Genomic DNA, 8,724 nt, shown 5'->3' with positions numbered 1-8,724 from the left:
GAAAATAAAGAAAATAGAGAAAAACTCATAAAAACCCTAATAATACACTTAAATTCTTATTTAGAGGCTGAAAGTAATCTACAAAAAATCAAGATTTTAGTCAAAATATATCAAAATTTACAAAAATGTAGCCGAACTCCTGATCTTATTGACATAGAAGAACTTGAATTTAACAAAGAAGACATTTTCGAAGAATTATTTTATGCTTTAGGCGGTTTAGGAGGTATGTATTCCGTAGAAATAATACAATCAAGAATTGCAAATTTCATCAAAATACTTGGCGGAGAACCTAAACTTTTATTAGAACAATTTTAAACACATAGACTTCTTCTTGAAGTCTATGCAAATACTCAATTTTAGAAAAATTAATTATTCAATAACGCAGCTTTTATTGTATCATTTGTTGCTTTGGCATATATAGCAGTAGTATTTAGTTTTGCATGTCTTAGAATTCCACAAGGTTTGTTCCTTTGGCTGTTAATCTCATGGCTAAAGTGTGTCTAAGCAAATGAAGTCCTTTTTTGCTGATCAAAGCTTTAGCGTAAATATTATTTACAATCAAAAAAGCATTGCTTCTATTTAAATGTTTTCCTGTGCTAGTTTGCATTATGTAATCACTATCTTGGATATTTTCTTTAAAATATTCAAGCTCATCATCTACTTCTTCTTTTTTAATAAATGCAAATTGTTCTTTACCGCCCTTGCCTATTATGGATATTTTTAATATTTCATCATCAACCTCTTCAAAATCACAAAGTTTTACATTTAAAGCTTCAGAAATTCTAAGTCCTCCATAAAGCATAAGTTTTTTCTAAAACTATTGTAAACTTCTTTTTTTGCTTTTTCTTTCTCTAAAACATTATTTAGCCTTATAATTTCATTTTCATTAAGATAATTTAATTTTCTTCTGATTTTTCTGTTCTAAATCTAATTTTCTTCATATCAAAGGAAAAAACAAACAAATCATCATTATTATCGCTTATAAAAGAAAAAAAGCTAGTTAATACTCTCAAATAAGTTATTTTTGTTTTTTTTGATAGTTTATTGCCATTTTTTGAATTATTTTCTAAATAATTAAGAAAATTGACTAAAAAAGTCGTTTTTATATCGTTTATTTGCATTTCATCTTGATAATCTAAAGAATATTCTACAAGATCTAAAAATACACCTATAAAACAATAAAGTGTTCTTTAAATATATATTATCTATATAAATAAAATTTCATATAATCCACATACAACATCAGAAATTGATAATAAATATTTATCTTGATTTATCTTATTGATGTTTTTAAGTTTTATTCCAACAATTTCATAAAACTTTAGTTTTATTGTATTTAATTTATCTTCAGTGTAAAAAATTTATATTTTGCAATTAGTCCTTCAAACAATTTTATAGATGTAAAATCTATATTTTCAAGTTCTTTGCTATACAAATAATTATTTATAACTTCTTTTAATTCAACTTACAAAACCAAAGCTAGAATATGATTTTATTTTAGTGGATGAAGCACAGGATATCAACGCTTGTGTTATCGACATTGTTCTTAACCAAAAGCAAGCTAAAAAAGTTTTTATAGGAGATACATTCCGAAGCATTTATAAATTCAGAGGTGCTGTAAATTCCTTAGAAGTATTAGCATCTATGCCAAAATCTCATATTTTATATCTAACTCAAAGCTTTAGATGCCCACAAAGCATAGCTACTATTGCCAATTCTTATTTGGGAATTTTAAATGCCCCAAGAGATTTTAAAGGAACGCTAAAACCAAGAAAGGGAAATGATGAAAATGAAGCAAAAGCTATAATATGTAGAACCAATGCTAAACTATTTGATATAGCAGTAAAAAATTTGAATAAAAAATTATTTTTTGTGGGAGGGGTGAATAGTTATAGTTTTGATGAGTTATTAGACATACAAAATCTTCTGTTTAAAAAACACAAATATATCAAAAATCAGTTTATTGCAAAATTTGCCGACTTAAAAGAACTTCTTGAATATATCAACGAAACTAACTAAAGAGGTTGACTTAAAACAAAAAATATTTGTTCTTTTTAAATATGTGCATAGCGATATTATAAAGCTTATTAAAGATATTGAAAAAAGTTGTGTTAAAAAACAAGAACAAGCTGATTTGATATTAAGTACAGGACACAAGAGCAAAGGTTTAGAGTGGAATAATGTTGAAATTATTGATGATTTTTTAAACATCAAGCAAGAACTTGAAGAAAGAGAACAAATTACCATAGCAAAAGAAGAATTAAATCTTTTGTATGTGGCAGTTACAAGAGCTAAAAATTCTTTAAACATTAACAAAGATTATTTGCTTGAAAAAGATTTTATAGAAAAAAATTAGAAAGGATAACAATAGAATGAAAATAATTAAAAAACTACAAGAAGATGGAAGCTTTAAAGAGCAAACTTATTATTCTGTCGATGAAGTTGCAAAAATGTACTCTGTAACCCATACAACAGTTCGTACATGGATCTCAAGAGGTGCTCTAAAAAGCTTTAAATTAGAAAAAGGTTATTACATATCAAAAGAAACCATTCTCGATTTTCAGAAAATAAAAGAACTCCCCCACAAATGAGAAGAAAAATGGTTAAAAAATATTATAATAGAGAAGAAATAGCAAAGATGCTTAATGTAAATATCCTAACAATTAGAAATTGGGTTAAGTCAGGATATATTAAGGAATATAAAATTAGTACAAATGTAAGAAAACCATTATATAATCTTGAAGAAATTGAAAAAAATTAAACTCCAATTCAAACAATATATAACAATCAATCACTCGCCTATGCTCTCGCTTCTTTTAGCGGGAGCGGTATATATTCAATCAACTCTTTAATATACACTTTTAAATACAATGGTAAAAATATTAAAAAAATAGGAATAAACATAATGTTTATAATTTTCCTAACTTTTATCCTAACTTTTTATTTTTATGCTATTTATAAATATTGTATAGTAGTGTTTTTATTAGCATTATTCAAATCTCGCTAACCGCACCATTATTTAAAATTATAATCATTCAACTTAAAATACCAACTATTCAAAATCAAATTTCAACTTACAATTTCTTAAAGTTACAAAAAATAAAAAATATTGGTTTTTTTAAAAAACTTAAAAAATATTAAGATTTTTTTTAAGTATAAAGAATATAATTCTATCCGTTTTCAAAAACCATCCCTTAAAAAGGATTATTCAATGTTTGTTTTTATACCATTATTTACAATTTTTATTTTACTTGCAGGCGGATATTTTGCCAAAAGAATTGGCGTTTTAAAACAAAAACAAGCTAGGACTTTTTTAGATTTTGCTATTATTTTTGCTTTACCTTGTTTGATTTTCGATAAAGCATATCATTTAAATTTTGATTTTTCATTGATTATTTTTATTTTTATTGGATTGTTTAGCTGTATACTAGCAGCTTTTTTTGCTATTCTTATTGGAAAAGTTTTTCATTTTTCTAAAGTAACTTTAGTCAGTATGTTTTTGCTTTCTTGTTTTGGAAATACTATATTTGTGGGTATGCCTATTGTTGCTGGTATATTTAATGACCCACAATTTAGCGCTGAAGTTATATTTTACGATGCTTTAGCCACAACTTTACCTATATCACTTTTTGGACCTTTTATACTTTCTTTGGGAAATGGAGAAAAAGTCAGTTTACTTGCTAATGTTAAAAAAATTCTTAGTTTTCCACCTTTTTTAGCTTTGCTTTTTGGTTTTTTGTGCAAATTAATTACTTTACCTGAATTTATTTTCTCTCCTATTCGTTTATTTGGCGCTTCTGCAACCCCTGTTGCACTTTTTGCCATAGGTTTAGGACTTGGCTTTATGGCGATTAAAACCTCTTACAAACCTACAGTAATTGTCATCTTTGCTAAAATGATTTTAGCTCCTTTATTTTTTGTATTTTGTTTAAAAATATTTAATTTAGAATTAAAAAATTCTACCATTGTTGCTATTATAGAAAGCGCAGCTCCTACTATGACCTTAGCAGGAGCTATGGTAATGAAAGCTAAACTAGATAGCAATTTAGCCGTAAGTGCTGTAGCCTTTGGAGTTCTTTTTGCTTTTGTTTCTATGCCAATTTTAATTTGGGCTTTGTTATAAGCTCAAATTATATGGCTAAATTTTTAGCTAATTCTTTAACTTTTTTAAGATCAACTTTTCCTGAACCTAGGAGGGGAATTTTTTCTATTTGAAAATAATATCTAGGTTTAAAAAGTGTAGGTATATTAGAATTTTTTATAATCTCACATACTCTTTCAAAAATTTCATTATTACATTCTATGAGTAAAGCAATTTGTTCCCCTTTTTTCTCATCTTCTAAAGATGTGGCACAAAATTTAACCACTTCAGTATCTATGAATTTGGCAATTTCTTCTTCTATTGCACCCAAAGAAATCATCTCTCCGCCAATTTTTGCAAAGCGAGAATAACGATCGACAATATATAAAAAACCATCTTCATCCAAATGTCCCTTATCTCCCGTGTTGTACCATCTTATGCCATCAATTTCTTTAATAACTTCATCGGTTTTTTCTTTGTTATTAAGATAGCCTACCATAACTTGATGACCGCCTATAAGTATGAGTCCATCTTCATTTGTTTTTAAATTTTCATAATTATTTGGATTAACAATACGTACCGCAGTTCCAGGTAGAGGCATTCCTACACTTCCTTCTTTATTGGCACGATGTATAAGCCAATAATCCGCATCAAAACGATTCGGCAAATTTACACTCGCCACAGGCGTGGTTTCCGTAGCTCCATAACCTTCAAAAATGCTTTTTTTAAACTTCATTTCAAAAGCAGTTCTTACTTCATTTTTTAGTTTTTCAGCACCTGATACAACTATTCTTAAGCTTTCAAACATTAAAGCATCAAGTTTTTTATTTCTTGCATAAATTCCTAAAAAGGTTGAAGTTCCACACATAATAGTGACATTATTTTTAGCAACAGTTTTGGCAACCCCTAAGGCATCAGTTGGATCTGCAAAAGTGATACTTTTAATACCTTCAAGCAAAGGCAAAAATGTAGTTACGGTAAGTCCAAAAGCATGAAAAGGTGGTAAAGATGAGAGAATGACATCATTGTTTCTTGTGCAAAGCACATCAGAAATTTGTGCTATATTGCTTAAAATATTACGGTTATTGAGCATAACACCTTTTGGAGAACCCTCACTTCCGCTACTAAACAAAATAGCTGCGATGGCAAGATTGTTTTTTGAAGGAGTGAAAATGGTTTTGAGTATAAAACTAGGCATGATACTAACTGCTAACATCATGCTAAAAATTTTAGTTTTTTGCATTTTAAAATCTTCTACAATATCTTCAAAATAAATTAAATGTATATTTGTATCGAAATTTAGGTTTATACCTTTATTTGCTAATTTTTCTAAAAAAGTTTTAGAAGTATAAATTTGTGAAATTTGCGCATTTTTTATAGCTGCTTTTAGAGCTTTTTCTCCAGCAGTAAAATTAAGATTTACTGCAATTTTTTCTGCGATTAAAACAGATAGATTGGTTAAAGAACTTGCAAAAGAAGCAGGTAATAAAATTCCTATAGTTTCCTCTTTAGGAGCATAACTTCCACGCTGAGGGTTAATGTTTAATTCTTTGGATTTTCTTTTAATAAAAAAATTAAGAATTAAACTAAGACTCAACATTTTTCTATAAGAAATATCTCCAGCTAGTGTATCGATAATAGCTATTTGATTTAGATTTTTTTTAGCTGTATCTATCCAAGCTCTTGCTATAGTATGCATAGCTTCGCATTGTGATTTCCAAGCCATAAAAGAAAGTTCAAAAACTTTAGCTTTAACTTCATCTTTTTTAGAATGCAAAGGCATAGCTTTACCAAAAGCTATAGCAATTTTTCTTTTATTTAAAGTGCGGTTTCTTGCTGAAAATTCTTCATCGCTTCTTGAAAAAGCACTACCCCAAAGTCCTCTTATATAAAAAGGAATAATTTTTCCATCATCTTCGCTTAAATATTCACAAGCTAATTCAAATCCTGCTTTAAATTCATTTAATTGTCCATGTCTTGAAAGTGTACCTTCAGGAAACAAGCAAACTAAATTACCTTCTTTGATATGCTTTGCTATCAGTTCTAAACTCGTCTTACTTCCCGTGCTTGATACAGGAATAATGCCAAATTTATCAAGAAAAAATTTAATATACCATTTAGAATAAATGCTTCTTTCCATAACAAAATAAATTTTTCTTGGAATTGCCATTTGTACAACAGCCCAATCAATAAAAGAAATATGATTACCCAAAAGCAAAGCTCCGCCTTTTTCTGGTATATTTTCAAAACCTTCTACAAGTAAGCGGTATCGTTGTAAAAAAGCTATGCTTAAAAGTATACGCACTAAAGAAAAGGGAAATTTTAAAAGTATATAAAAACCTCCTATAAAGGTTACTAAAGTAATAAAATAAAACAAATAAACCACATTGATTTCAAATTTTGCAAATAAAGTTGCTAAGAGTAAAAATCCTAACATGGCAATATTTTGAAAAAAATTATTTCCTGCAAGAATTTGCCCCAATTCATTTTCTTTGGCATGAAATTGGATTAAAGTATTTAAAGGAACGATAAAAAGAGCTCCACAAAATCCAAAAAAGAAAAATAAAAAACTATAACTTAATAAACTTATAAAATAAGGCATTAAAAAAGCCATTAAAAACATACCCAATGCACCAAGTGGAATAAGTCCAAGTTCTATATAATTTTTTGAAAATTTACCAGCTACTAAAGAGCCTAAAATCACTCCTATACCAGAAAAAGCGAGTGAAATTTGCACATAAAAAGTATTTTCTATGAAAAGTTCATTTTTGACAAAGACAGGAAAGCTAACAAGATAAAGTTGAGATATAGCCCAAAAAAATGAAATTCCTATTATGCAAAGCCAAATAGTTTTATTTTTAAAAACAAGCTTAAGATTATTTATTAGAAGTTTTCCATGAATATAGTCTTTTTTATTAAAAACTAAATCTTTATTTGTTTGTTTGAGCTTAGGTAAACGCCACGCAAAAAATACTTCGATACAAGAAAATATAATTAGCACAATTCCTAAAGGCGCTACTTCTTTTAAAATTTCATCTGTTTGATTATATGTAGAGCTATAAAGACTTTCAAAACTTAAAGAAAATAAAGCCATTCCTGCTAAGATTGCCATAATGCTTACTGCATTAATTACACCATTGCCCATAGCAAGAAAGTCTTTTCCTACAAGTTCTTTGATAAAACCGTATTTGCTTGGTGAATAAATCGCTGCTTGTGCTCCCATTATAAAAGTAAAAATAAAAGCCATCCAAAAAGCACCGCTATAGTAACAAATGCAAATTATTAAAGTGAGTATAACATTGAAAATTGCTGAAATTTTCATTACAATATTTTTTGGATATTTATCCGCTAAAAAACCCGAGGGAGAAAGCATAAGAATAAAAGGAAGTAAAATCAAAGCATTAACTATAGCATTTAAAAATAATTGCTCACTTCCTTCATAGGCCTTATAAATAGTATTTTGAATAATAATTTTATGTCCCAAATCCACAAAAGCATTGATGAATGCTATAAGTAAAAAAGGAATTAATCCGTAAATTTTCAAAAAAGATTTTTTTTGCATTATTTAAACCTCGTCAATTAGCACTTATTTTACAAAAGAATTTATCAGTTTTTAGGAAAATTATCTATATTATCTTTTAAAATCATTCCATCGATTTTTAATTTATAAAATTTTTTAAAATTCTCTAATTTATCAACAATCATTAAAACCCTACTATCAAAAACATAAAATTCTGCAACCTTGCTAGCAAATTTTGCAAGTTTTTTGTCATTGCAAAGCAAAAACTTAGCTCCTAAAGCATTGGCTAAAAATATCTCGTCTTTATTTTGAACTAAAATAGCAAATTCAAAATCATTTTGACTTAAATAAGAAATCAATTTTTCATCATAAACAATACAATAAACTTTATTATCTTTAACTTCTTCAACACTTTCAATAAAAGAAAAATCTAAATTTTTTAATAATTTATGTCCAATAATAAGCATTTTTTTCCTTAGCTCTATTTTTTATTATTTTGCAAATTATACTTATAAAATTGTTACCAAGCAAGATGGCGCAGCGGACGGGGCTCGAACCCGCGACCTCCGCCGTGACAGGGCGGCATTCTAACCAGCTGAACTACCGCTGCATCCAAAGTAAAGAAGTAGAGATTATAAAACCTATTTATGATTTTATAAAATGGTGGTCACTATAAGACTCGAACTTATGACATCCACCTTGTAAGGGTGGCGCTCTACCAACTGAGCTAAGCGACCTATGATTGGCGACCCCTAGAGGATTTGAACCTCTGTTTCCACACAGAGAGAGTGTTGTCCTGGGCCACTAGACGAAAGGGTCATAACCCTAACAATAAAAATGGTGTCCCGTGTTGGATTCGAACCAACGGCCCCCTCCTTAAAAGGGAGATGCTCTACCGGCTGAGCTAACGAGACAAGATGGCGCAGCGGACGGGGCTCGAACCCGCGACCTCCGCCGTGACAGGGCGGCATTCTAACCAGCTGAACTACCGCTGCATCCAAAGTAAAGAAGTAGAGATTATAAAACCTATTTATGATTTTATAAAATGGTGGTCACTATAAGACTCGAACTTATGACATCCACCTTGTAAGGGTGGCGCTCTACCAACTGAGCTAAGCGACCT

The 8,724-nt window shown here is 29.0% G+C and carries 8 protein-coding genes, 6 tRNA genes and 1 pseudogene; 6 read left to right on the top strand and 9 right to left on the bottom strand.

Annotated features, from left to right (window positions below):
- Positions 1–27 precede the first annotated feature (27 nt).
- The gene (locus AJ885_RS09670) at positions 28–315 is read left to right on the top strand and encodes a hypothetical protein (RefSeq protein WP_173405599.1); all 288 of its coding nucleotides are present in this window, start codon (positions 28–30) and stop codon (positions 313–315) included.
- A gap of 50 nt (positions 316–365) precedes the next feature.
- Here the strand turns inward: AJ885_RS09670 and AJ885_RS10915 are convergent.
- A pseudogene (locus tag AJ885_RS10915) lies at positions 366–1,197 on the bottom strand (tyrosine-type recombinase/integrase); the annotation flags it as partial.
- Positions 1,198–1,500: 303 nt separating this feature from the next.
- On the opposite strand from AJ885_RS10915, the gene AJ885_RS10795 reads away from it, so the two are divergent.
- From AJ885_RS10795 to AJ885_RS09650, 5 genes are all read left to right on the top strand, one after another.
- The gene (locus AJ885_RS10795) at positions 1,501–2,019 is read left to right on the top strand and encodes a hypothetical protein (RefSeq protein ID WP_250602279.1); all 519 of its coding nucleotides are present in this window, start codon (positions 1,501–1,503) and stop codon (positions 2,017–2,019) included.
- Entirely contained in the window at positions 1,994–2,356 is a 363-nt protein-coding gene (locus AJ885_RS10790; protein ID WP_250540854.1) for a 3'-5' exonuclease, read from the top strand. The genes AJ885_RS10795 and AJ885_RS10790 overlap by 26 nt, the downstream gene beginning before the upstream one ends.
- A gap of 16 nt (positions 2,357–2,372) precedes the next feature.
- On the top strand, positions 2,373–2,591 hold the full coding sequence (locus tag AJ885_RS09655; RefSeq protein ID WP_070281230.1) for a helix-turn-helix domain-containing protein: 219 nt from the start codon (positions 2,373–2,375) through the stop codon (positions 2,589–2,591).
- On the top strand, positions 2,588–2,761 hold the full coding sequence (locus AJ885_RS10525) for a helix-turn-helix domain-containing protein (RefSeq protein WP_186820458.1): 174 nt from the start codon (positions 2,588–2,590) through the stop codon (positions 2,759–2,761). Before AJ885_RS09655 ends, AJ885_RS10525 begins: the two co-directional genes overlap by 4 nt.
- A 450-nt stretch (positions 2,762–3,211) precedes the next feature.
- Positions 3,212–4,123, top strand: coding sequence for an AEC family transporter (locus AJ885_RS09650; RefSeq protein WP_002861688.1), 912 nt, complete (start codon positions 3,212–3,214; stop codon positions 4,121–4,123).
- A gap of 7 nt (positions 4,124–4,130) precedes the next feature.
- On the opposite strand, the gene AJ885_RS09645 is transcribed toward AJ885_RS09650, so the two are convergent.
- The 8 genes from AJ885_RS09645 to AJ885_RS09610 form a co-directional block, all read right to left on the bottom strand.
- The gene (locus AJ885_RS09645) at positions 4,131–7,643 is read right to left on the bottom strand and encodes an acyl-[ACP]--phospholipid O-acyltransferase (protein ID WP_053872947.1); all 3,513 of its coding nucleotides are present in this window, start codon (positions 7,641–7,643) and stop codon (positions 4,131–4,133) included.
- A 44-nt stretch (positions 7,644–7,687) separates the two neighbouring features.
- Positions 7,688–8,068 (bottom strand): hypothetical protein, encoded by a 381-nt coding sequence (locus AJ885_RS09640; RefSeq protein WP_070233912.1) that lies wholly within the window; start codon positions 8,066–8,068, stop codon positions 7,688–7,690.
- 66 nt (positions 8,069–8,134) lie between these two features.
- Positions 8,135–8,211 (bottom strand) — tRNA-Asp (locus tag AJ885_RS09635).
- A gap of 51 nt (positions 8,212–8,262) precedes the next feature.
- Positions 8,263–8,338: transfer RNA gene (locus AJ885_RS09630), tRNA-Val, on the bottom strand.
- Positions 8,339–8,344: 6 nt separating this feature from the next.
- Positions 8,345–8,420, bottom strand: a tRNA-Arg gene (locus AJ885_RS09625).
- A gap of 19 nt (positions 8,421–8,439) precedes the next feature.
- Positions 8,440–8,515: transfer RNA gene (locus AJ885_RS09620), tRNA-Lys, on the bottom strand.
- Positions 8,516–8,519: 4 nt separating this feature from the next.
- Positions 8,520–8,596 (bottom strand) — tRNA-Asp (locus AJ885_RS09615).
- A gap of 51 nt (positions 8,597–8,647) precedes the next feature.
- Positions 8,648–8,723 (bottom strand) — tRNA-Val (locus AJ885_RS09610).
- Between the last annotated feature and the right edge of the window lies 1 nt (position 8,724).

The sequence above is a fragment of the Campylobacter sp. BCW_6464 genome (assembly GCF_001762775.1).
GTDB classification, from domain to species: Bacteria; Campylobacterota; Campylobacteria; order Campylobacterales; family Campylobacteraceae; genus Campylobacter_D; species Campylobacter_D jejuni.
Note: the sequence above shows the minus strand (reverse complement) of the source record. Positions and strands in the feature narration are given on the sequence as shown.

Excerpts from the sequence above, each read along its gene's own strand:
- AJ885_RS09655 (WP_070281230.1), top strand. The coding sequence starts at position 2,373 with ATGAAAATAATTAAAAAACTACAAGAAGATGGAAGCTTTAAAGAGCAA.
- AJ885_RS09645 (WP_053872947.1), bottom strand. The coding sequence starts at position 7,643 with ATGCAAAAAAAATCTTTTTTGAAAATTTACGGATTAATTCCTTTTTTA.
- AJ885_RS10525 (WP_186820458.1), top strand. The coding sequence starts at position 2,588 with ATGAGAAGAAAAATGGTTAAAAAATATTATAATAGAGAAGAAATAGCA.
- AJ885_RS09650 (WP_002861688.1), top strand. The coding sequence starts at position 3,212 with ATGTTTGTTTTTATACCATTATTTACAATTTTTATTTTACTTGCAGGC.
- AJ885_RS09640 (WP_070233912.1), bottom strand. The coding sequence starts at position 8,068 with ATGCTTATTATTGGACATAAATTATTAAAAAATTTAGATTTTTCTTTT.